At 43.2% G+C, this 24,935-nt stretch carries 23 protein-coding genes; 22 read left to right on the forward strand and 1 reads right to left on the reverse strand.

What is annotated here, in order from left to right:
• Positions 1-588 precede the first annotated feature (588 nt).
• The 22 genes from B5G04_RS18615 (at position 589) to B5G04_RS18725 (ending at position 23,307) form a co-directional block, all read left to right on the forward strand.
• The gene (locus B5G04_RS18615) at positions 589-1,089 is read left to right on the forward strand and encodes a CinA family protein (protein ID WP_022040001.1); all 501 of its coding nucleotides are present in this window, start codon (positions 589-591) and stop codon (positions 1,087-1,089) included.
• Positions 1,090-1,192: 103 nt separating this feature from the next.
• Positions 1,193-1,453 (forward strand): 50S ribosomal protein L28, encoded by a 261-nt coding sequence (gene rpmB, locus B5G04_RS18620; RefSeq protein WP_022040002.1) that lies wholly within the window; start codon positions 1,193-1,195, stop codon positions 1,451-1,453.
• Positions 1,454-1,472: 19 nt separating this feature from the next.
• On the forward strand, positions 1,473-1,661 hold the full coding sequence (gene rpmG / locus B5G04_RS18625) for a 50S ribosomal protein L33 (protein WP_013616632.1): 189 nt from the start codon (positions 1,473-1,475) through the stop codon (positions 1,659-1,661).
• Between the two features lie 9 nt (positions 1,662-1,670).
• Positions 1,671-1,826: a DUF4295 domain-containing protein gene (locus B5G04_RS18630; protein WP_007558249.1), complete on the forward strand. Its 156-nt coding sequence runs from the start codon at positions 1,671-1,673 to the stop codon at positions 1,824-1,826.
• Positions 1,827-2,837: 1,011 nt separating this feature from the next.
• On the forward strand, positions 2,838-5,834 hold the full coding sequence (locus tag B5G04_RS18640) for a TonB-dependent receptor (RefSeq protein ID WP_087398317.1): 2,997 nt from the start codon (positions 2,838-2,840) through the stop codon (positions 5,832-5,834).
• A 15-nt stretch (positions 5,835-5,849) separates the two neighbouring features.
• Complete coding sequence (locus B5G04_RS18645) at positions 5,850-7,502, forward strand: RagB/SusD family nutrient uptake outer membrane protein (RefSeq protein WP_087398318.1); 1,653 nt, start codon at positions 5,850-5,852, stop codon at positions 7,500-7,502.
• 327 nt (positions 7,503-7,829) lie between these two features.
• Positions 7,830-8,786 carry a signal recognition particle-docking protein FtsY gene (gene ftsY, locus B5G04_RS18650; RefSeq protein ID WP_022040006.1) on the forward strand — a complete coding sequence of 319 codons (957 nt, stop codon included), beginning with the start codon at positions 7,830-7,832 and terminating at the stop codon, positions 8,784-8,786.
• A 10-nt stretch (positions 8,787-8,796) separates the two neighbouring features.
• Positions 8,797-10,098, forward strand: coding sequence for a 30S ribosomal protein S12 methylthiotransferase RimO (rimO, locus tag B5G04_RS18655; RefSeq protein ID WP_087398319.1), 1,302 nt, complete (start codon positions 8,797-8,799; stop codon positions 10,096-10,098).
• A gap of 84 nt (positions 10,099-10,182) precedes the next feature.
• Positions 10,183-10,476 carry an HU family DNA-binding protein gene (locus B5G04_RS18660; RefSeq protein ID WP_022040008.1) on the forward strand — a complete coding sequence of 98 codons (294 nt, stop codon included), beginning with the start codon at positions 10,183-10,185 and terminating at the stop codon, positions 10,474-10,476.
• Complete coding sequence (locus B5G04_RS18665) at positions 10,469-11,440, forward strand: HU family DNA-binding protein (protein ID WP_087398320.1); 972 nt, start codon at positions 10,469-10,471, stop codon at positions 11,438-11,440. Before B5G04_RS18660 ends, B5G04_RS18665 begins: the two co-directional genes overlap by 8 nt.
• A 156-nt stretch (positions 11,441-11,596) precedes the next feature.
• Positions 11,597-12,592, forward strand: a complete 996-nt coding sequence (locus B5G04_RS18670) for an AAA family ATPase (RefSeq protein ID WP_087398321.1) — start codon at positions 11,597-11,599, stop codon at positions 12,590-12,592.
• Between the two features lie 164 nt (positions 12,593-12,756).
• A complete protein-coding gene (locus B5G04_RS18675; RefSeq protein WP_022040011.1) occupies positions 12,757-13,626 on the forward strand; it encodes a DUF58 domain-containing protein in 870 nt (289 codons plus the stop codon).
• A gap of 57 nt (positions 13,627-13,683) precedes the next feature.
• Positions 13,684-14,748, forward strand: coding sequence for a BatD family protein (locus B5G04_RS18680; RefSeq protein ID WP_087209993.1), 1,065 nt, complete (start codon positions 13,684-13,686; stop codon positions 14,746-14,748).
• A gap of 20 nt (positions 14,749-14,768) precedes the next feature.
• Positions 14,769-15,767 carry a VWA domain-containing protein gene (locus tag B5G04_RS18685; RefSeq protein WP_087398322.1) on the forward strand — a complete coding sequence of 333 codons (999 nt, stop codon included), beginning with the start codon at positions 14,769-14,771 and terminating at the stop codon, positions 15,765-15,767.
• 12 nt (positions 15,768-15,779) lie between these two features.
• A complete protein-coding gene (locus B5G04_RS18690; protein WP_022040014.1) occupies positions 15,780-16,805 on the forward strand; it encodes a VWA domain-containing protein in 1,026 nt (341 codons plus the stop codon).
• A 2-nt stretch (positions 16,806-16,807) separates the two neighbouring features.
• Complete coding sequence (locus B5G04_RS18695) at positions 16,808-17,512, forward strand: tetratricopeptide repeat protein (protein WP_022040015.1); 705 nt, start codon at positions 16,808-16,810, stop codon at positions 17,510-17,512.
• A gap of 45 nt (positions 17,513-17,557) precedes the next feature.
• Positions 17,558-19,390, forward strand: a complete 1,833-nt coding sequence (locus tag B5G04_RS18700) for a BatD family protein (protein ID WP_087398323.1) — start codon at positions 17,558-17,560, stop codon at positions 19,388-19,390.
• Positions 19,391-19,412: 22 nt separating this feature from the next.
• A complete protein-coding gene (locus B5G04_RS18705; protein WP_087209974.1) occupies positions 19,413-20,162 on the forward strand; it encodes a tetratricopeptide repeat protein in 750 nt (249 codons plus the stop codon).
• A 116-nt stretch (positions 20,163-20,278) separates the two neighbouring features.
• Complete coding sequence (locus B5G04_RS18710) at positions 20,279-20,986, forward strand: phosphatase PAP2 family protein (RefSeq protein WP_022040018.1); 708 nt, start codon at positions 20,279-20,281, stop codon at positions 20,984-20,986.
• Positions 20,987-21,504: 518 nt separating this feature from the next.
• A complete protein-coding gene (locus B5G04_RS18715) occupies positions 21,505-21,762 on the forward strand; it encodes a hypothetical protein (protein ID WP_022040020.1) in 258 nt (85 codons plus the stop codon).
• Positions 21,763-21,852: 90 nt separating this feature from the next.
• A complete protein-coding gene (locus B5G04_RS18720; protein ID WP_087209980.1) occupies positions 21,853-22,980 on the forward strand; it encodes a universal stress protein in 1,128 nt (375 codons plus the stop codon).
• A 12-nt stretch (positions 22,981-22,992) separates the two neighbouring features.
• The gene (locus B5G04_RS18725; protein WP_022040022.1) at positions 22,993-23,307 is read left to right on the forward strand and encodes a YbjQ family protein; all 315 of its coding nucleotides are present in this window, start codon (positions 22,993-22,995) and stop codon (positions 23,305-23,307) included.
• 354 nt (positions 23,308-23,661) lie between these two features.
• Here B5G04_RS18725 and B5G04_RS18730 read toward each other — a convergent pair whose 3' ends face one another.
• Positions 23,662-24,915, reverse strand: coding sequence for a DEAD/DEAH box helicase (locus B5G04_RS18730; protein WP_087209984.1), 1,254 nt, complete (start codon positions 24,913-24,915; stop codon positions 23,662-23,664).
• Positions 24,916-24,935 lie beyond the last annotated feature (20 nt).

Here is a 24,935-nt window from a genome sequence, read left to right on the forward strand (position 1 = left end):
AATCGCCCAAAGCACACACGAAAACGGATACATCAAGCCAAGAAAAACTTTTTGGAGAAATTCAAAACAGCTTCTTAGAACCTGTTTGAAATTTGCTCAGGTTTGTTTTGAGAGACTTTCTGTAGAAATTCAAAACAGTTTCTGGACATAATCGGGGCTGCTTTTCTGATTTATACAGGGATGAGGTGGTTACTTTCCGGATAAAACCGGGAAAACAGACCGGTAGCAAGCTCAAAAGGACCTGATATAATATTGCTTTATTGGAAATTTTAAACAGTTTCTGATGAATGTCTGCATAGCCAGTTTGTTCGGGTTAAAAACGTAGTAGTACTGCGTTCGCCGATGAAGATATATTCAACTGCCGATGAAGTATATATTCAATCGCAGATGCAGTATATATTCAACTGCCGATGCAGTATATGTTCTTTTTTAGGGGGTATATATTGGCTGTTTGCAGATATTATTAATATAATATAATAAGGAGTTGAAGGAAATCAGAAGCAATCCTTTTTATGCCGGTTTTCGAAAGTCTGGCTATTGGCTTTTGACTCCTGGACGAAGTTATTAACTAAAAAACAGATAAAGGACATGTCAGTAGAAACTAAAAAGCTGAGCAAGGAAATCAGCGAAATCTTTTGGAGAGAAGGTTATACATTGGCAACTGCAGAAAGTTGTACGGCCGGAAATGTAGCAGCCATCATTACGGCAGTACCCGGTAGCTCACGTTTTTATAAAGGTGGAGTGGTAGCATATGCCGATGAAGTGAAGGAAAACTTGTTGCATGTAAAAGCGGAAACCCTTCAGGCATGCGGAGCGGTGAGTGAAGAAACCGTAATCGAAATGGTGAAGGGAGCTATTGATACTTTTGGGACTGATTATGCCATGGCTACATCGGGCATTGCCGGACCGGGTGGAGGTACTCCCGAGAAGCCTGTCGGTACCATTTGGCTGGCAGCCGGGAGTAAAGACAAAATTATGACACTCAAGCTGACAGAAGACGAGGGACGCGACAAAAATATCCAGTTTGCTACTAAAAATGTGCTTCAACTGTTGCTCTCTATTTGCCAAAACAAAGAAAATGAGCAATAAAAGGCAATTTATTGAAGAAAAACTTGCATATGTAAAATAAAACCGCTTACTTTGCACTCCGTTTTAAGGAGCATAGAAATAAAACTATAAAAACTAGATAGAAATGTCGAAAATTTGTCAAATTACCGGAAAGAAAGCCATGATTGGCAACAACGTTTCACACTCAAAAAGAAGAACGAAAAGAACGTTCGATGTGAACTTGTTTACAAAAAAATTCTACTATGTAGAACAAGATTGCTGGATTAGCCTGAAGATTAGTGCTAACGGCTTGAGAATTATTAATAAGAAAGGGCTGGATGCAGCACTGAATGAAGCTGTTGCGAAAGGTTACTGTGATTGGAAAACTATCAAAATCGTTGGTTAATTAAAAGGAGAGTAAAAGTATGGCTAAGAAAGCTAAAGGCAACAGAGTGCAAGTAATCTTGGAATGCACTGAAATGAAAGATAGTGGTATGCCGGGTACTTCTCGTTACATCACTACGAAGAATAGAAAGAATACACCCGAGAGATTGGAATTGAAGAAATACAATCCTATTTTGAAAAGAGTAACAGTTCACAAAGAAATTAAATAATAAGACACCATGGCAAAGAAAACAGTCGCAACCCTTCAGACAGGAAAAGAAGGCCGTTCTTATACAAAGGTTATCAAAATGGTTAAGTCGCCGAAGACTGGTGCTTATGTTTTTGACGAACAGATGGTACCTAATGAAAAAGTTCAGGACTTTTTTAAGAAATAAGGCTTTAATTAGAGTTAATTATATCATTAAAACTCCTTTCGATTTCGAAAGGAGTTTTTTTTAGTAGTACGCTCGGCATGAGCATTGTCTAACGGGTGTAAGTCCCGAGTGAGCCCTAATAGCGGGAATCACATAGCCCAAGGCAAGGGTGTCCATCGCGAGGTGGAATCTGAAGGAAGCCGGCGGCAAACATCTGGTCTAACGAACAGAAACTTCATACAAGGCATTTGACCGTGGGTAAGGTTTCTACACAAACCAAAGCCCGATAGCTATTCGGAACGGTCGGTGTAAATGAAGTAGGCATAAGATGGAAAGACAATGCCCTTATCCGAGGAGGTCTCACGGACGCATGGCGAAGACGTACCCATTCGATGTGCCCTGACGGAGTAAAGCTTGCCGTGAGAAGTCAGCAGAGGTTATAGTACCTAAGACACGTGTGTCTATGGGGAAGGACCGAATCGCGCAGTGCAATAGTAAATGACTGCTACCCTTGAGACTCTTTTGTAGTCAGATGTCCGAAAGGAGCTTCCCTACTCACCACGATAGGACGGAATCCGACAATAGAGTAGGAGTGACGCTAGTCCGAGGGATGGCTGAAAACAACTTGCCACACATCGTGAGATGAGAAAGCGCGAAACCGCCGTATGCGGAACCGCTTGTACGGTGGTGTGGGAGGTCGGTAAATGTGAAAGTAGGAGGCAAATGCCTTTCTATGATTAGCATTTACCTCCTACCCGATTCTATACGCAGCCTTAAAAACTCATCCCAAATCAGCACGCGATAAATTCAAGACAGTTTAAAAAAACTTGTATTGCCTTCTCCATGTGAGCCTGTAATATTAAAATAATGTTAACGAAAAGAGTCCGATATATGCTTACAGTGTTTTTAGTGACGTAAGTTTTATAAAAAATAACTCCGATTAGAAAAAATTATGCCATCGATGTAATAAGTGTTACAGAATATGTTTAATTTTGCTATTGAATAGTTAATTAATTAAATCTATACAAATTTATGCAAAGCAAACTAGTAACAAACAGGCAGACGCAGAGAAACCTGTTTTCTCTCGCGGTTTTTCTTTTAGTGAGTATGTATGCATTTGCCCAAAACATGGTGACGGGTATTGTGAAAGACAAGACTGGGACGCCATTGATAGGGGTAAGTGTAGTGGAAAAGGGAACTACTAATGGTAGCATTACCGATACGGACGGTAAATATGCCATAACGGTATCGCAAGGCAAAACCCTCGTGTTTTCCTACATCGGATACTTGACGCAAGAGGTTCAAGTGAAATCCAGAAACTTGAATGTAACAATGCAGGATGACACGCAATTGCTTGATGAAGTGGTGGTTATCGGTTACGGTTCGATGCAACGCAAAGATGTGACTAGTTCCATCACTTCTGTAAAGGCAAAGGATATGAATGTAGGTGCCTATACTGAGCCGGGGCAATTGCTGCAAGGTAAAGTGCCGGGGTTAGTGATTGTACAGAACTCAGATCCTAATGGGGGCGTGAACTCCATCAATTTGCGTGGAGCTTCTACCTTGAATGGTTCCAGCTCGCCGCTTTATGTGGTCGACGGTATTCCGGGAGTTAACCTTAACTTGATTTCACCAGCCGATATTGAATCTATTGATGTGTTGCGTGATGCTTCGGCTACGGCAATCTATGGTTCGAAAGCAGCCAATGGCGTTATCATGGTCACTACTAAACGTGGGCAAGAAGGTCCGGCACGTGTGACTTATAGCGGCTATGTGGCTTGGGATAAGATTCATAATGACTGGGAGATGATGTCGGCAGACCAATTACGTACTTATGCCCGTGAAAATGGGATTACCATCGCTAATGACAAAGGAGCCAACACCAATTGGGCAAAAGAAGTACAACGCACTGGCTTTTCGCATAATCATAATCTTTCCATTAGCGGAGGAAGTAAGAGCACGACTTATAATGCCAGTATCAACTATATTTCGCAAGATGGTATTATCAAGCGTGTTGGTAACGACATTTTCACAGTCCGTAGTTATGTGGAGTCGAAAATGTTGAAAGACCGTTTGACTATTGGTGTAGGATTGAATGGAAATATTCGTAACGAATGGGGAGTGCCTCGTGGAGACCAAGGAGCTTCGGTTTATAATGCCATGTATTATTATTCACCATTAGTTCCAGTAAAGAACAGTGATGGGAGTTGGTATAGCGATTTAGGTATTTCGCAAAATATTAATCCGCTTTCAATGATTTATGAAGATCAAAGTGAAGCTACTTATAAGCGTTTACAGGCAACAGGTAAGGTAAACTTGAAAATTATTGATGGTTTGATGCTCAATGCGAACTTCTCGTATGAGAACCAGAACTACAGCTATAAAGACTATTATTCGCATCAGTCACAAACCAATTTCCGCAATGGTGAAACGAGTCGTAACACAACTGAAGATATTAAAAAACTGATGGAAATTTATGCCAACTATGATAAAACATTTAAAGATGATCATACGTTAAATCTGTTGGCTGGCTATTCGTGGGAAGAACAAAATACAGGTGAAGGTTTTGGGGCACGCGGTTATAATTTTTATAATGATGAATTGTGGTGGAATAACATTGGTCTTGCTAACTCATGGGATGCCGACCCTGTATGGGCAAATCTACGCCAGACTGTACGTATGATTTCATTCTATGCTCGTGTCAATTATTCATATAAGAGCAAATATATTTTCCAAGCTACTGTACGTCGTGACGGTTCTTCCAACTTCGGTGCCAACAACCGTTGGGCCACTTTCCCCTCATTCTCCGCTGCATGGCGTTTGTCGGATGAGAAATTCATTAAGGATTTGAATATTTTCGATGACTTGAAATTGCATGTAGGTTGGGGGCAGAGCGGTAATGCAACCGGTTTCAATATTTATACGGCACGTTTTTATTATCAAGGCGGTTCTCGTTTCAATTACATTGATCCTTCTACAGGACAGACAGGCAGTTACAAAAATTTGAATGCTGCTCGTAATGTCAATCCGGATTTGAAGTGGGAAACAACTTCTATGTTCAACATCGGTCTTGATTTCTCTTTCTTCGGTGGTCGTCTGAACGGTACAATTGAATATTATGACAAGTCTACCAAAGATATGATTTGGGATTATCCTGTATCTACCAGCTATTATCCAGTAGGAAGTTTGACAGCAAACGTAGGTAAAATGAGCAACCGAGGTGTTGAATTGACCATCAATGCAACTCCGGTGCAAACACGCGATTTCACATGGAATGCTTCGCTTAACTTCTCGCACAACCGCAATAAGGTAGTGAGCGTGTCTAACCAGGAATTTAATGCAGGTGTCTTGAACCGTTATAATCCAAATTTACCGAATGCGTCTACAGCTACTATCCAACGTATCATAGAGGGAGAACCCATTGGTACTTTCTATATGTATGAATGGGCTGGGTATAATGATGACGGTGTATCTACGTTTTATGTACACGACCCTGAAACTGGGGAACGTACAGGAGAGACGACAACTACTCCGGGTGAAGATGACCGGACCATCGTGGGAAATGCACAACCGAAACTGACAATGGGCTGGAACAACACCTTTACGTATAAGAACTGGGATCTTACCGCTTTCTTTACCGGCGTGTTCGGGCAGAAGATATTCGATGAAGGACGTGCTTATTTCAGTAACATTCAGAGTATTGCGGAAGGCAAGAACGTCTTGGCATCGGTCGTAACTGAACAAAGGCCGACAGATACATACTCGGCTATGCCTTCTGACCGTTATTTGGAAAATGGTTCTTATTTCCGTTTGTCAAACCTCACATTAGGTTATACATTCCGCAACTTAAACGGATGGTTGCGTGACTTGCGTATTTATGCTTCGTGCAATAATGTATTTACAATCACAGGTTATAAAGGACGTGACCCGGAAATCAATTTGGGAGGTTTGGAGCCTGGTGTAGATTCTCGTAATGACCATTATCCACGTACTCGCCAATTCCTTATCGGTGCAACTATTAACTTTTAATAAATAGAATAGACTATGAAACCATATATTAAACTTTTGCTATTTTCAGGCATGATTGTCGGTGCTGCTTCGTGCACTGACCTTGATACGGTAATCGATACCCAATATACTACTTATCCGGATAATCCTATTGCCTTGAGTGCCAAGTTGGAAGGATGCTATTATTATTTGCAGAACGAAGCAGGATTGGGGCGTAACTACTGGGAAGGTGTAATGCTCCAAGGTGATGAACTGATGGGAGTTTGTTTCAATGGCGGATATTATGACAGCGGCCGATTGCTTTTCCCTACAGTTCACGACCTGCGATCCGACACTCCTGGTGTAGGGCAGATGGGAGACCTGATGTCAGGTGTCTCTTATTGCAATTCGGTGATTATGGAGTTGACCGGAGGTGAAGATGTTGAGAATAATACGACGATTGCTCCTGTACGTGCTATCCGTGCTTTTTATCATTTCATGATGATGGATTTGTATGGTGATGTACCCTTGCTTGATCATACACCGGCAGAAGGTGAAGTGATAGAACGTGCACCTCGCGCTGAAGTTGCCCGTTGGATAGAACAGGAATTATTGTCTGTTATTCCTCAATTGACGGCAGAAAACAATGATAATACGTATGGCCGTCCTAATAAGTGGATGGCAGAAGCATTGCTGGTCAAACTATATTTGAATTGGGGTGTATATACTTGCGGTGATGTAAAATCAGTAACTAATGATACGCCAAACGAAAAACTGAATGATTGTGTGGCTTGGTGTGATAGTATCACCGATTCAAAACTTTTTGAAGTAGGTACAGGTTATCGCCAAAAATTCTTCCCTAATAATGGTGTGCAGGTTAAGGATTTCATTTATGCTATGGATTTCGATCCGGTGGCAAATCCTACAAAGTATGTGGGCGGACACCAGTTGGACCGCTTTATGACATTTAAAAAAGCCAATAACTGTGACAATGGTCCGTGGGGATTTTTACCTTCAAAATCGGTTGCAGGAGCTTATATTTTGATTCCTGAATGTGTTGCTCGTTTCAATTTGCCGGGTGACGAACGCAATGAAATGATTTTGGGAGGTCCGCAATATGTGGCTGATTATAATAATAATTATGTCTTTACAGACCAGCCGTTGATGTACCAAGGACAGCAAGTTACTTACAAGCAACTTGAAACAAGTGATTTCGTTGACCTGCCTACCTTGGATGTTGGTGCCGACTCAGAAGCTCCTAATATTATGAAAGGTTATCATTTGGGCAAATATCCGAGCATTCCTGATGATTACGACCTTCGCGACCGTCTGAGTGGAAATGACATTCCAATTTTCCGTTATGCCGATATATTGCTGACGAAAGCAGAGTGTATTCTGCGTGGGGCAACTTCGACTAGAGGTGATACCCCAGCTTCGTTGATAAATCAGGTACGCGATTGTTCAAGTGCTCCTCACATTTCGGAAGGTGCCGTTACATTCCAAGAATTGCTGGATGAACGTGGCCGTGAGTTTATTTGTGAGATGTGGAGACGTCAAGATTTGATTCGTTTCGGTCAGTTTGAAAACGATTGGGGGTGGAAAAATGTGGTTCATCCTGAAGCTAAAACTGAATTGTGGCGTCGTGTAATGCCAATTCCTTTGGGAGTGATGGATACCAATACTAATTGGACTCAGAACGAAGGCTATTGAACAAATTTATGAACTGTTTATTTTACAGAATTGTCTAAGAACTTGTTTCTTATTTCAATGAAGCCTTGCAGCTATCTGCCGTTGTAATAAACGCCGGAAGCCGCAAGGCTTTTTGTTTCATTCATGTACGGTACGATTTTTAAGGGCAGATTTTGGTACTGGAGCAAATAATCCTCTTTCCAAAATGGGATAATCTTCTTTCCGGAATCGGGTAATCTGTATAATTTAGATGTGTTTGCCTTGACAAACTAATAAACTCATTCGTTTGTTTTAGAGAAAAATCCGTATATTTGCACAAACATAGCAGATAACATAAAGACATATCGTATGGGAATATTTAGTTTTTTCTCGAAGGAAAAGAAGGAAACGTTGGACAAAGGATTGTCGAAAACCAAGCAGAGCGTGTTTAGCAAGATAGCCCGGGCTGTGGCAGGCAAATCCAAGGTAGATGACGAAGTGCTGGACAATCTGGAAGAAGTGCTGATTACTTCGGACGTAGGTGTGGAAACCACGCTGAAAATCATCAAGCGCATCGAGAAGCGTGTGGCACAAGACAAATACATCAATACCGAAGAACTGAACAACATCTTGCGTGAGGAAATAGCAGCCCTGCTGACTGAAAACAATACGGTAGATGCAGATGATTTTGATATTCCCGCAGGAAAGACGCCATACGTCATCATGGTAGTGGGCGTAAACGGAGTAGGAAAGACCACCACTATCGGCAAGCTTGCCTATCAGTTTAAGAAAGCCGGCAAGTCGGTCTATTTGGGAGCTGCCGATACTTTCCGTGCAGCTGCTGTAGAACAACTCGTGATATGGGGCGAACGGGTAGGGGTGCCTGTTATAAAGCAAAAAATGGGTTCTGATCCTGCTTCAGTGGCATTCGATACGTTGAGTTCGGCAGTGGCAAATCATGCCGATGTGGTCATCATTGATACGGCTGGACGTCTGCACAATAAAATCGGCCTGATGAACGAATTGACCAAAATCAAGAATGTGATGAAGAAGGTGGTGCCTGATGCTCCTCATGAAGTGTTGCTGGTGCTTGATGGTTCTACGGGACAGAATGCTTTCGAGCAGGCTAAACAGTTTACATTGGCAACAGAAGTCAATGCAATGGCTATTACCAAACTGGACGGGACTGCCAAAGGAGGTGTCGTAATCGGTATTTCTGACCAGTTTAAGATTCCAGTGAAATACATCGGGCTGGGCGAAGGCATGGAAGATTTGCAGATATTCCGCCGCCGCGAATTTGTGGATTCACTGTTTGGAAACAAATAAGTAAAGTTGAATGAGAAAAAATACGATTGATATCATCACTTTGGGCTGTTCGAAGAACCTGGTTGATTCGGAAAAACTGATGAAGCAGCTTGAATTGAACGGTTATAGGGTGACACATGACAGTGAAAATCCGCAAGGAGAAATTGCGGTCATCAACACTTGTGGGTTTATCGGCGATGCCAAGGAAGAGTCTGTCAACATGATTTTAGAATTCTGCCAGGCTAAAGAAGAAGGGCGGTTGAAGAAACTCTACGTTATGGGGTGTTTGTCAGAGCGCTACTTGAAAGATTTACAAGTGGAAATTCCTCAGGTGGATAAGTTTTACGGAAAGTTTAACTGGAACGAGTTGCTTGCCGATTTGGGTAAGACTTTCCATTCTGAATATGCCATCGAACGTCACTTGACAACTCCCAAGCATTATGCATACCTGAAGATTTCGGAAGGGTGTGACCGGAAATGTGCCTATTGTGCCATACCTATCATTACAGGCAAGCATGTCTCGCGCCCGATGGAGGAAATTCTGGATGAAGTGCGCCTGCTTGTTGCACAAGGAGTGAAAGAGTTTCAGGTGATAGCGCAAGAGCTGACTTATTACGGTATTGACCTTTATAAGAAGCAAATGCTTCCGCAATTGATTGAACAGATGGCTGAAATTCCGGGTGTGAAATGGATTCGCCTGCATTATGCTTATCCGGCACATTTCCCGCAAGATTTGTTTCGTGTGATGCGTGAGCACAGTAATGTGTGCAAGTACATGGATATTGCCTTGCAACACATCAGTGATAATATGTTACAACGGATGCGCCGTCATGTTACGAAAGAAGAAACCTACGCTTTGATTGAGCAGTTCCGCCATGAAGTGCCGGGTATTCATTTGCGTACCACGTTGATGGTAGGATTTCCAGGTGAGACTGAGCAAGATTTCGAGGAGTTGAAAGAGTTTGTGCGTCATGCCCGGTTCGAACGTATGGGGGCATTTGCCTATTCGGAAGAAGAGGGTACGTATTCGGCACGCCACTATAAAGACGATGTTGCGGAAGAAGTGAAGCAGCGCCGGCTGGACGAACTGATGGCAATTCAGCAGGAAATTTCAAACGAGCAGTGTCATGCCAAAATCGGTAAAGAATTCCAGATTATTATCGACCGTAGAGAAGGTGAATATTATGTGGGCCGGACCGAATTTGATTCGCCAGAGGTAGATCCTGAAGTATTGGTGAAAGATGAAGGCAAAATCTTGCATATAGGTTCTTTTCACCGCGTGAAAGTTTATGATGCCGATGATTTTGATTTATATGCTGAAATAATTAGTTGATAATTAACGGTTGACGAGTTGGCAAGGTTTTCTACTTTGTCAGCTCGTCAACTGTTATCGGAAATTCTAGCGTAAAATAAGACTATGAATAACAAGGAGTTGACAGGAGAATTGTCACGCCGGTTGGGATATACCAATAAGGATGCAGCACAGTTAATTGCTTCGATGGTAGACATTATGGGCGAACAGTTACAGGAAGGGAAAAGGCTGGATTTCGACGGTTTCGGTACATTCAGTGTAAAGAAAGAGTTGGAACGGATTGTGTATAACCCGGCGTCCAAGCAACGTTTTTTGGTACCTCCGAAACTTGTATTGATATTTGAACCGGCTTCTTATGAGTTAGAAAAACATAAAAACAGTTCGTTTGCTAATGGATGATAAATTCACAAAAGAAGAACTGGTGATGTTGTTGGCGCAACGCCACCAGATGGAAGAGGCAGATGCAGAAGCGTTTGTCGAAGCTTTTTTCGCCTTGATAAAAGAAACATTGGCAACCGACAAATATGTGAAAATTAAAGGTTTGGGAACCTTCAAGCTGATAGATTCCGATGACGGGAATGCTGGAAGATCGTGTCTTTCGTTTATGCCGGATGTATCTATGCGTGAGTTGGTCAACAAGCCGTTCAGTCACTTTGAAACCGTTCTGTTGAATGAGTCTGCTCATTTCGATGATATGGTAGAGGAAGAAGAGAAAGCCATTGCCTCGGAAGAGGCACAGATGGAAATTCCTGCTTCGGATGAAAGAGAACCTGCTGCGTTTGAACCGGAAGTACATCCGGAACCGTTGCAACAGACAGAAGGTATGAAGCCGGAAACAGAAGAAGAGAAGTATGAGCCTGTACCTTTGTTTCCGGAAAACCGCTTTGATGTAGAAAAACAAAAACAGAAACCGCGCTTGCCTTGGTGTTTTATTGCTTCCGTTTTATTGATCGGTGTTATTATAGGCGGTGTTATGGGTTGGGTCTTGTTTTCCGGCAGACGATATATACCTGACTCAGTAGTAAAGGTGTTGTCTGAAACACGACAAGAACCGAAGGGTACGGTTGTGTCTGAACAGGCTATGACAGTAGACAGCTTGCCTGCTTCTAAACATCGTGAAACGGTCGGATTGCCATCTTCTCCGCTCTGTTTGCCGGATACAGTACGCTATGATATTGTAGGAACACTGGCCACGCATACACTTCGCAGGGGAGAGAGTTTGGCTCGTCTTGCTTTGCGATATTATGGTAACAAGAATTTGTGGACTTACCTTGCCCGTTACAACCGGGAAATATTGAAAGATGTCAACGATATTCCTGTAGGTACTTCCATACGTGTTCCGAAGCTGGTTCCGAAGCGATGAAGACCATTTTAAAAAACTTTAGTCCAATAAGATTTAAATGCAGAAAGGCAGCTACTTTTTTTAATAAAAATTAGTTGTTCCTGTTAATATTATGCCGTACTTTTGAGGCCGATAAGAAAAACAGAATACTTAACATATAAAAAATAAAGAAAAACTATGGCTGAAGCTATTGATATTCGTGCATTGAATGAACGAATAGAACGCGAAAGTGCGTTTGTTACTAACCTGATGACTGGTATGGACCAAGTGATTGTAGGACAGAAACATTTGGTGGAATCCTTGCTGATTGGCTTGTTGTCGGATGGACACATCTTGTTGGAAGGTGTTCCGGGATTGGCAAAGACTTTGGCAATCAAAACACTTGCTTCATTAATAGATTCAAAATATAGCCGTGTCCAATTTACTCCGGACTTATTGCCTGCCGATATCCTTGGTACGATGATATACAGTCAGAAAGATGAACGGTTTGTCACTAACAAGGGACCTATTTTTGCCAATTTCATCTTGGCGGATGAAATCAACCGTGCACCGGCAAAAGTGCAGAGTGCTTTACTGGAAGCCATGCAGGAACGCCAGGTGACACTGGGCAAAGAGACGTTCGACCTGCCTTCACCATTTTTGGTAATGGCTACCCAAAATCCAATAGAACAGGAGGGTACTTATCCGTTGCCTGAAGCACAAGTGGACCGTTTCATGCTGAAGGTGATTATTGACTATCCGAAGTTGGAAGAAGAAAAGAAAATCATTCGTCAGAATATTTCCGGAGAAAAGATTCAGGTGCGTCCTATCCTGAAGGCTGAAGATATCATTGAGGCACGTAAGGTAGTGCGTCAGGTATACCTTGACGAGAAAATCGAGCAATACATTGCCGACATTGTGTTTGCTACCCGTTATCCTGAAAAATACGATTTGAAAGACTTGAAAAATCTGATTGGTTTTGGTGGTTCGCCACGTGCCTCCATCAATTTGGCATTGGCTGCACGTAGCTATGCTTTCATCAAGCGTCGTGGATACGTTATCCCCGAAGATGTACGTGCCATTGCACACGATGTGTTGCGGCACCGTATCGGGTTGACTTATGAGGCGGAAGCGACAAATGTCACTTCGGATGAAATAGTCAGCAAGATCCTGAATAAGGTAGAAGTACCCTGATTGCTATGCATTATAAATTGACGTATGCTTACACGCAAACAGGTGCAAGCATACGTGCCTTTTACCGGTTTAACAAGGAGCAATTAACAGATGAGCGGATGTAATTTCTCCATTAGGTAAGTTGTTCATTGTAAATTGTAGGTTGTTAATTGTAAATGAAACAGATGGAAACAAGTGAGTTGTTAAAACGGGTACGTCAGATTGAAATTAAAACCCGCGGATTGTCTAGCAATATCTTTGCAGGACAATATCACTCGGCCTTTAAGGGGAGGGGAATGGCTTTTTCTGAAGTTCGCGAGTACCAATACGGAGATGATGTGCGCGACATAGACTGGAATGTGACCGCTCGTTTCGACAAACCTTTTGTCAAGGTGTTTGAGGAAGAGCGGGAACTGACTGTAATGCTGTTGGTCGATGTGTCGAACAGCTTGGATTTTGGTACGGTGCATCAGTTGAAAAAAGATATGGTGACCGAGATAGCTGCCACATTGGCTTTCTCTGCCATCCAGAACAATGATAAAATCGGTGTTATCTTTTTTTCTGACCGTATCGAAAAGTTTATTCCACCCAAAAAGGGACGTAAGCACATTTTGTACATCATTCGCGAATTATTGGATTTTCAGCCTACCAGCACGCGTACCAATATTCAGTGTGTGATAGAATACTTGACTAACGTGTTGAAAAAACGGTGTACAGCTTTTATGTTGAGCGATTTCATTGATGAGCACGATTACCAGAATGCGCTGACCATAGCTAATCGCAAGCACGATGTTGTGGCTGTGCAAGTGTATGACCGTCGTATGGAAGAATTGCCCAATGTGGGATTGATGAAAGTACATGATGCCGAGACGGGTCATGAACAATGGATAGACACTTCGTCCAAGGCTTTGCGTAATGCTCATCATGCCTGGTGGTTGGAGCGTCAGCAGAAGCTGTCCGGTATTTTTACACACAGTAATGTGGATTCGGTTTCGGTGCGAACCGACCAAGATTATGTAAAGGCGTTGCTTACTTTATTTGCGAAACGAAATTGAGAGTGACAGATTATGAAATACACATTATTATATATATGTAGCAAGAAGCTGCTGAAAATGTTGGGATGCGTGCTGGCGTTGTTGTTTTTTGCTTTTCCGGAAGTAAAGGCACAAGTGACGGTGGATGCTACCATCGACTCGTTGCAGCTGCTTATCGGTGAGCAGGCGAAAATCAAACTTCAGGTCAGTATGGATGCCAATCAGAAGTTGCAGCTTCCCTTGCTGCGTGATACGTTGGTAAGAGGTGTGGAAGTGTTGGATGTAGCCAAACCAGACACTCAATTGCTGAATGAAAACAAACGATGGCTGATTTCGCAGGAATATACGGTTACTTCGTTTGATTCGGCATTGTATTATTTACCTCCCTTCGAAGTGAAGGTGAACGGCACACCTTATTTTTCGAAAGCTTTGGCATTGAAAGTGTATTCCATTCCGGTAGACACGTTACATCCTGACCAGTTCTTCGGTCCGAAAGCTATTCGTGAAGTACCCATCACATGGGACGATGTAGCTCCATTGGTCTATTCGGGTATCCTGATGCTGATATTGGGTGCTTTGGCTGTATTTCTCGTCATACGCTATCGTGACAACAAGCCGATTATCAAGATTATCAAGATAGAGCCTAAATTGCCTCCTCATCAGGTAGCAATGAAAAAGATAGAAGAGATAAAGGCGGACAAGCAAGTGCAACGCGATGACCCGAAGCTGTATTATACGGAGTTGACCGAGGCCATCCGTACATATATCAAGGAGCGTTTCGGATTTAATGCGATGGAAATGACTTCGGCTGAAATTATTGACCGGTTGTTGGAAGAAAAAGATCAACGTTCCATTGACGACCTGAAACTCTTATTCGAAACGGCCGATTTGGTGAAGTTTGCCAAACATGCGCCGCTGATGAATGAAAACGATATGAATTTGGTGAATGCCATCGATTTCATAAACCAGACCAAGGTGGAAGAAGATCCGAATGCAAAGAAAGAACCGACCGAAATCCGTGTAGAAGAAAAACGTTCGAAACGAGGACGTATCGCCTTGATATGTAGCATTGCCGTTGTAAGTATCGGTGCTGTGGTATGTATATACTTGGTGGTCCGGCATATCATCGATTTGTTCTTCTAATTAATTAAACTGTAGAGACTATGATTTTTGCAAATATTGAATACCTGTTTTTGTTGCTCCTGCTGATACCTTACATTGTGTGGTATTTTATACGAAGAAAAAAAACAGAGCCTACTATGCAGGTCTCCACGACCCGCATGTACATGAATGCACCACGAAGCTGGAAATTGTATTTGCTTCATGCGCCTTTCTTGTTGCGCATTGCGGCTTTTGTGATGATTGTGCTGGTGCTGGCGCGTCCGCAAACTACCGACAACTGGCAAAACACGGAGATAGAAGGTATAGACATCATGCTGTCGGTTGACGTTTCAACCAGTATGCTTGCCGAAGACCTGAAACCCAATCGTCTGGAAGCAGCAAAGAAAGTAGCTGCCGAATTTATCAACGGGCGTCCCAACGATAATATTGGGCTGACTATTTTTGCCGGAGAAGCATTTACGCAATGTCCGCTTACCATCGACCATGCTGTGTTGCTGAATCTTTTCAACAGCATTAAGGGTGACATTGCACAACGTGGGTTGATTGAGGACGGAACAGCTATCGGTATGGGGCTTGCGAATTCTATCAGTCGCCTGAAGGACAGTAAGGCAAAGTCGAAAGTGATTATTCTGTTGACTGATGGCAGCAATAACCGAGGAGATATTTCACCACTGACGGCGGCCGAAATAGCCAAGCAGTTCGGTATTCGGGTGTACACCATCGGGGTGGGAACAAATGGAACGGCACCTTATCCGATGCCTACTTATGCGGGTATCCAATATGTGAACGTGCCCGTGGAAATAGATGAGCAGACTCTGATCCAGATAGCTGGTACTACGAACGGAAACTACTTCCGTGCCACAAGCAACTCTAAGTTGGAAGAAGTCTACCGCGAGATTGACAAGTTGGAAAAGACCAAACTGAACGTGAAAGAATTCAGCAAGCGTGAGGAGGCTTATCTGCCTTTTGCCTTGGTGGCATTCTTGTGCATTTTGCTTGAGCTTGTCTTGCGTAATACTGTATTAAAGAAAATACCTTAAAAAAGAAAAGCTATGTTTCGATTTGGAGAACCCATATATTTATATTTGCTATTTGTATTGCCGGTACTGATTGGACTGTACTTGTATTCCAACTGGCGCAGGCGTAAGAAAATCCGTCAGTACGGTGATCCGGAATTATTGGCGCATCTGATGCCTGACGTATCGAAGTATCGTCCCGATGTTAAGTTTTGGCTGGTGTTCGCAGCATTGGCAATGGTCATATTCATGCTGGCACGTCCGCAATTCGGATCTAAAATGGAAACTGTGAAACGGCAGGGAGTGGAAACTGTCGTGGCACTGGACATTTCGAATTCAATGCTGGCAGAAGATGTGACACCCAGTAGGCTGGAAAAATCAAAAAAACTTATTTCACGTTTAGTCGAGACATTCAACAATGACAAAGTGGCTATGATTGTCTTTGCCGGTGAAGCCTTTACCCAGTTGCCTATTACCAGTGATTATATATCGGCCAAGATGTTTTTGGAAACCATCAGTCCGTCGCTCATTTCTACTCAAGGAACTGATATCCGTGGTGCTATTGACTTGGCAATGAAGAGTTTTACACCAAATACGGGTGTGGGACGTGCCATCGTGCTTATTACTGATGGTGAAAACCACGAAGGAGGAGCGGTGGAAGCAGCACAACAGGCAGCCAAGCAAGGAGTACGGGTGTTTGTATTGGGAGTGGGGTCACCCGATGGTGCTCCTATTCCGGCAGGCAGCAATAATGAATATCGTCGTGATAAAGATGGCAATGTCATTATCACTCGTTTAAATGAGCAGATGTGTCAGGAGATAGCTAAAGCGGGAAACGGGATGTATGTACGTGTGGATAATACTAATAATGCCGAACGTGCTTTGAATGCCGAAATCAACAAATTGGCAAAGGCAGATGTGGAGACACAAGTATTTACCGAGTTTGACGAACAATTCCAGGTTTTGGCATGGATGGCTTTGCTTTTGCTAGCTGTCGACTTGATGATACTGGAACGGAGAAATCCGCTCTTTAAGAACGTGAAACTATTTAAACAGGATTGATTATGGGACGAAAAGGATATATTTTACTGCTTGGATTCATGCTCGTATCGGTCGCTGCTTATTGTCAGAAAAGCGAACGCGATTATTTGCGGAGTGGCAACAAGCTTTACAAAGATAGCACTTATGTGAAGGCAGAAGTGGATTACCGTAAGGCTTTGGAACTGGAGCCAAAGTCGACCGATGCAATGTATAATCTGGCAAATTCGTTGCTGATGCAACAAAAGGCCAAGGAGGCAATGGAGCAATACGAGGCTGCACGGCATGTGGAGAAAGATAAAATGAAGCTGGCACAGATTTACCATAATATGGGTGTCATTCTGCAATCATCGAAACAGTTGCCACAGTGCATTGAAGCTTATAAGGAAGCCTTGCGAAACAATCCGAAAGACAATGAAACGCGTTACAACCTTGCTTTGGCACAAAAACAATTGAAAGACCAGCAGCAAAATCAGCAACAGGATCAACAACAGCAACAGAAGCAAGACCAGAAGCAAGACGAAAAACAACAGAATAAAGACCAGCAAGACCAACAAAAGAAAGATCAGCAACAGCAGAATCAGCAACAGCAGCAACAGCAGCAGAACCAAATGTCGAAGGAAAATGCCGAACAGTTACTGAGAGCTGCAATGCAGGATGAAAAGAACGTGCAGGACAAAGTGAAAAAAGGTGTCCGCGTGGAAGGGCGAAAGCTGGAAAAAGACTGGTAAGAAACCGGAAAATTTAGCCAACTGTAAATAAAACAATAATACACAATGAGAAAACTTATCTTCTTACTACTGTTAGTCATTGCGGCTTTGCCGATGCAGGCAAAGAATGGAGCAACGCTTACTGCCAACGCACCAGAAGTTGTGGTAAGTGGCGACCAGTTCCGACTGACATTTACAGTAAATACACAAAAAGTGAAAGATTTTCTGGCTCCATCCATCAAAGGATTTGATGTGTTGATGGGACCTACTCGTTCGCAACAGTCCAGTACGCAAATCATTAACGGAAAGGTGTCTTCGAGCAGTTCCATCACATATACTTACATCTTGATGGCAGGCAAGGAAGGTACATATACCATTCCGGCTGCCAGCATTGAGGTGGACGGGGAAAAAGTGTTTTCGAATGCGCTCACCATCAAGGTGCTCCCGCCCGACCAGACGGCTGGCAATTCGCAGGCTAATCAGGGAGGAGGCGGTTCGTCATCGTCGCGCGGACAGCTAGCCGGAAGCAGAATCACCGATAAAGACTTGTTCATTACAGCTACTGCATCAAAGACCACTGTCTATGAGCAAGAAGCTATCTTGTTGACTTATAAAGTCTATACGTCGGTAAATTTGCGCCAGCTGATGGAGGACATGCCGGATATGAAGGGTTTCCAGATGCAGGAAATCCAACTGCCCCAGCAGAAGCAATATTCGATGGAGCACTATAATGGACGTAATTACAACACAATCATTTGGCGTCAATATGTCTTATTCCCGCAACAGACAGGCAAGCTGGAGATTCCTGCTGTCACTTTTGATGGAGTCGTGGCTCAGCAGACCATTTCGGATGATCCCTTTGATGCGTTCTTCAATGGAGGAGGATATATTGAAGTGAAGAAAAAAATTGTGGCTCCGAAAGTGGTCATCAACGTTAAACCTCTTCCTGTTAAGCCAGCGAACTTTTCAGGAGGAGTAGGAGAGTTTACAATGACATCTTCTATCAACGCGAAAGAAGTGAAGACCAATGATGCTGTGACCATCAAGCTTACCATCAAGGGAGCAGGCAATATGAAGCTTATCACCAGTCCGGAAGTGAAATTCCCCGAAGATTTTGAAGTATATGATCCGAAAGTGACCAACAATTTCGATGTCTCGCGTGCAGGATTGTCTGGTACGCAAACTATTGAGTATCTTGCTATTCCGCGTCATGCCGGCAATTTTACTATTCCTCCGGTGGAATTTGTTTATTTTGACTTAAAGAGTCAGTCGTATAAGACCTTGAAAACTGAGGCATACGATTTGAAGGTGGAAAAAGGTAAAGGTAATGCCGACCAGGTGATAGCTGACTTTACTAATAAGGAAAACGTAAAGGTATTGGGACAGGATGTACGTTTCATCAAGCTGGGCGATACGACACTTACCCCGAAAGGCGAAGTCTTTTTCGGTACTATGGGATATTGGCTGGGTTATCTTATTCCGTTTATTGTGTTTGTAGCACTGGTCGTTTTCTTCCGCAAGCAGGCGGCCGAGAACGCCAATGTAGCAAAGGTGAAGACCAAGAAAGCTAACAAAGTAGCCACTAAGCGCATGAAGTTGGCAGGAAAGTTGTTGGCAGAGAATAAGAAAAATGAGTTTTACGATGAAGTGTTGAAAGCTTTGTGGGGATATATCAGCGATAAGTTGAGTATTCCGGTCTCGCAACTCTCAAAAGATAACATTGAAGCAGAACTGACCAAGCACGGAGTGGCCGAAGACGTGACAAAGACATTCATCAATGCCTTGAATGAATGCGAGTTCGCCCGCTATGCACCCGGTGATGAGAACGAGGCAATGGACAAAGTGTATGCCACTTCGGTGGATGCCATCGGTAAGATGGAGAACAGTATCAAACATTAAATTAATTAAGGAGAAACCGGATATGAAAAAACTGTCTATATTGTTCGTTTTTTTGATAGGCGCAATGCAATTGGCTGTTGCAGCCACGAAAGTGGAAGGCGACAAGGCTTATCAGGAAAACAAGTTTGAAGATGCCATCAAGATATACGAGTCGGTATTGGCTGATGAAGGTGAGTCGGCAGCTCTGTATTACAACTTGGGCAACAGTTATTACAAGACGAAAAACATAGCCAAAGCGGTGCTGAACTATGAACGGGCATTGTTGCTGAATCCAGGAGATGCCGACATCCGTTTCAATCTTGATTTGGCGCGTAGTAAGACTGTTGACCAGATAACTCCTACCAGTGAAGTGTTCATCGTGACGTGGATGAAAAACATCACCAACTTGATGAGCGAAAAAGAATGGGGTACAACAGGTATTGTTGCTTTCTTGCTTTTGTTGGCTGGGTTGGCACTGTACATTTTTGGCAATCGTTTGATATTGAAGAAAGTAGGCTTCATTGCTGCCGTGCTGTTCCTTGTCGTATGTGTGTGCGCTAATATTTTTGCTGGTGGGCAAAAAAACAAGGTAATAGACCGCAAGAGTGCCATTGTGATGGAACCAACGATAACCGTAAAAAGTACGCCTAACGAAAGTGGTACCGATTTGTTCGTGCTGCACGAAGGTACGAAAGTATATATTGAAGACAATTCGATGAAAGGGTGGAAGGAAATCCGGCTGGAAGATGGTAAGGAAGGCTGGCTTCCCACAACTTCTATCGAAGTGATATGAAAATTGAATCTGAAACCGGGCACAGGGAACACTGTCTTTTTCGGATTTGCGGGATAGCATTGATGGAGAGCACGGCATAGGCGTGTCCCTGTGATTTATGCATGAAGTGATTGATTATGGACATACAGCAACTTATTGAAGTCGACCAACAGCTGCTTTTGGCACTGAACGGAAGCGGTTCGTTGTTTTGGGACGGGGTGATGTGGGTGGTATCCGACACGAAAACCTGGCTGCTGGCAGCTATTGTGTTGATTTATATCATCTTTAAAAACACTAAGTTGCTTCATGCTCTGTTTATCGTTGTGATGGTGGCTGTGGTTATCACATGTGCCGACCAGTTTGCTTCCGGTCTGTGCAAACCTTATTTTCATCGTTTCCGTCCAGCTCAGGATCCCAATCTGATGTACTTGGTGGATGTGGTGAATGGTTATCGGGGAGGACAATACGGCTTTATTTCCAGCCATGCAGCCAACACATTTGCTTTCGCTACGTTCATTTCATTATTGATTCGCAATCGTTGGCTTACGTGTGTGATGTTTCTGTGGGCTGCGGTTCCTTCCTATTCACGCATTTATCTGGGCGTGCATTATCCGGGCGATGTGCTGTGCGGTGCCTTGGCTGGAAGCGTGATTGCCGTCATTGTTTATGCGGCTTATCGTTTTGTTGCTTGCAGGTATTTCGAATGTCCCAAGTATATTTCGGGGCAATATACAGCCACCGGTTTTGAAGTGGATGACATCCGTATGTTCTATACAGCACTGCTTATTACTTGTCTGTACATCGTAGTGGGCGGTATGGTGCTGTCTAAGGGTCTCCATTTTTGATATACTTTGAGCGGTGTGAATTGTGCATTTTAATGAAATATACACTGTCGGTATCACTCCTGTTGCCAGCCCTGTTGCCAGTGTCACGCTGGATTATAAATCCGCTTCTTCAATTACGCCGGATTACATATCCGGCATGACAAGCAAGCTTTGTTTTCTCCGCAATATAGCTGCATCGTTTGTAAGATTATTAATCTTCAGGCTGTAAGATTAATAATCTTTCGGCGTGAAGATTAATAATCTTACAAGCAAGGCAGCCATGTGGCTTGGATTATCGGACTAAACTGATGTTCTGGTTTGGCTTGGAAAAAAAGCTGATGGATATAAAGTGTACGGGCACAAATCCGGCTTGACAAATGTGACAAGCGACAAAAATGCATAAATTAATGCTGCAGGAAGTATAAATTTTCTTTCCGGGAGAAAAAATGGAGAAAAATATTTGCTGTTTCATATAATTTTATTACATTTATATCGTGAATTAACTAAATGATTTGTCTAACTTTAAAATTTTGACTACTATGAACAGAACGATAACTTTTAATGAACTTCGTAAAATCAAGGATTCACTGCCAAGCGGGAGTATGCACCGTATAGCCGATGAGCTGAACCTAAGTGTGGAAACGGTGCGTAATTTCTTTGGAGGACATAATTTTAAAGACGGTAAAAGCGTGGGCATCCATTTGGAGCCGGGGCCGGATGGAGGGCTGGTAATGTTGGATGACACGACTGTACTTGACAAGGCTCTTGCTATTTTGAGAGAGCAACAGGATGCCTGAAAAGAGTGTTCACCACAGATTGCACGGATGGAAACGGAATTTCTTAGTGCATCTGTGGTGAGTTTTTTATAAACTATTAAATTTTGAGTTATGGAAGATAAACTTGTTACATTAGCTATTCTGACGTACTCGAAAGCTCAAATCCTTCAGTCCGTATTGGAAAACGAAGGCATAGAGTCATACATTCACAATGTCAATCTGATTCAGCCGGTCATATCTGCCGGCGTGAGGGTACGCATCAAAGAGAGTGATTTGCCCAAGGCATTGAAGGTCATTGAAAGTTCTTCGTGGCTTTCGTCTGAAATCTTGCATGAGGAATCACCTAAACCTGTAGGTTCACCGCAAGTGCTGATTCCGGTAGACTTTTCAGACTATTCGTTGAAAGCCTGTGAGTTCGGTTTCCATCTGGCTGAACGGATGCAGGCGGAAGTCGTGTTGCTTCACGTACATTTTACGCCTATTTATATGCCTAGTTTACAGTATGCTACCGACCATTTCGATGTGCCTGCTGTCGAAAACATTCCTTCGATAAAGAGTATGCTGGAAGATGTTCACCAAAAGATTAATAAACTGACTCAGGACATTGACAAGAAGATGGAAGAGGGTACTTGCCCGAGGGTGAAATATACTTGTATCTTGCGTGAAGGAATCCCGGAGGAGGAGATATTAAGCTATGCGCGTCACGAAAGGCCGCTTATCATTGTGATGGGAACGCGGGGCGAGCACCAGAAAGACCTGGAATTGATAGGCAGCGTAACGGCGGAAGTTATTGAACGCAGCCCGACGTTTGTATATGCCATTCCAGAACGTGCTCCATCGAAACCGATAGAAGACATTCACAAGGTGGCTTTGTTTACGAGTTTTGACCAGCGTGACCTGATAGCTTTTGATTCGCTGATTACAACGTTCAAGGATAACCAGTTTGAGGTAACTTTCATACACATTAATTCGCACGAGGAGAAGCGGAAATGGAATGAAATTACCCTTGCCGGAATTAAGGAATATTTCAAGAAACAATATCCGGACATTGAGTTTAACTATCTGAGTGTTGATGAAGAATATCTGCTGGATAATTTAGACCGATTTGTGCAGGAAAATCGGATTGATGTTATTTGCACGTCCAATTACAAGCGGAACATCTTTGCCCGCCTGTTCAATCCGAGCATAGCGCGCAAGATGCTATTCCATTCGAACACGCCACTTCTGATTATCAAATAAAATTTGAAATTTATGTTATTGACAACTACAAACATTGTTGAGGGTAAACGTGTTACCCGATATTTTGGAATCGTCTCGGGCGAAACCATTATTGGTGCCAATGTGTTCCGTGACATTTTTGCCAGTATTCGTGACATTGTGGGTGGACGCAGCGGCTCTTATGAGAAGGTGCTCCGTGAGGCCAAAGACACTGCATTACGTGAAATGCAGGAACAGGCTCAAAATATGGGTGCGAATGCAGTCATAGGAGTTGACTTGGATTATGAAACCGTGAATGGTTCAATGTTAATGGTTACGGCTAGCGGAACGGCAGTTACTGTTGAGTAATTGCTTGCCTGGGGTAGCAAGATAAACAAGGGGCATGGTAGAACACTTGTTTCAACCAAGTTCCTTGTTCTTGTTTACAGAAGAGAATATGTGAAAATAGCATGTGGAATAATTATTATTTCGTCGTTCACACATGCTATCTTATGTCTCATATCCCAATGATAAAATAAGAGCCTGTTTAAATTTTCCAATAAAGTAATATTCTATCAGGTTCTTTTGCGTTTGTTTCCGGTCTGTTTCCCCGATTTTATTCGCAAAATTAACTTGAGCAAAATTTAAACAGGCTCTAAACTGTAAGTTCTTTATCTGAAAAAGTACTTATAAATTAAAAAGCTAAGGAGGCGCGTCAGGGGATTATTTCCCTCCGCCTTTCTTTTGCGGCCGCCGGTTGTTGAACGAGCGTTTTTTCCAACCTCCCTTTCTTTTGTTTCCGGGTTTGTTCCGGCTGCTGGTGTGCGGGGCATAAACGGGAGCTTCGCCCAATTCGGCTGGGACAGGCAGTTTATAAATCTCTTTCCCTAAGAAATCCTCTATCTGTTTGAAGCGGGTTTGTTCATTTTCACTGACAAACGTAATGGCACATCCGTCATTGTTGGCGCGTGCCGTACGTCCGATACGGTGCACATAGTCTTCGCTGTCATGAGGCACATCGTAATTTATAACCAAACGGATATCATCGATGTCAATGCCTCGTGCCACAATATCGGTGGCTACCAGCATATTGATGCGTCCGTTGCGGAACTCGTGCATAATCTCGTCGCGTTGGCTTTGTTCAAGGTCGGAGTGCATCTCGCCCACATTCAACTTGAGTCGCTTCAATGCCTTGGCTACCTCTTTCACTTTCAGTTTTGAAGAGGCGAAAATGATGACCCGTTCCGGTTCCTGTTGCTTGAACAGGCTTTCGATGATGCCTAACTTTTGCGCTTCGTAGCAAACGTATGCCGCCTGAATAATTTTGTCGGCAGGCTTTGATACAGCAAGTTTTACTTCCGCAGGGTCATGCAGGATGCTTTGTGCCAGTTGCTGTATCTTGGCTGGCATCGTGGCGGAGAACATGATTGTCTGTCTTTCCTTGGGCAGGTATTTCACAATCTGCATAATGTCATCCGAAAAACCCATATCCAACATCCGGTCGGCTTCGTCAAGTATAAAAAAGGAGACTTTCGACAAATCGACGTACCCCAGACTCAAATGACTGATGAGACGTCCCGGAGTAGCAATTACGACATCGGCTCCCAGTGTCAATCCTTTCTTCTCCTGTTCGAACCGTACCCCATCATTACCTCCATAAATGGCTACACTGGAGACAGGCATAAAATAAGAAAAGCCTTCCATCTGCTGGTCGATTTGCTGTGCCAGTTCACGGGTGGGTGCCATAATCACACAATTGATGGCATCGGCAGGATATCCTCCCTTGCTCAGCTGGTTGATGACGGGCAACAAATAAGCTGCGGTTTTGCCTGTACCCGTTTGCGCCACGCCTATCAGGTCTCTACCTTCTAAAATGACAGGGATGGTCTGTTCCTGCACCGGAGTACATTCTTTAAAGTTCATCGCATCGAGTGCATCCAAGACACTCTCTTCCAAATTCAGTTCAGTAAACTTCATATATATCGTTTCTATTATAT

Origin of the sequence: Bacteroides sp. An51A, assembly GCF_002161565.1 — a bacterium.
In the GTDB taxonomy this organism is placed as follows: Bacteria; Bacteroidota; Bacteroidia; order Bacteroidales; family Bacteroidaceae; genus Phocaeicola; species Phocaeicola intestinalis.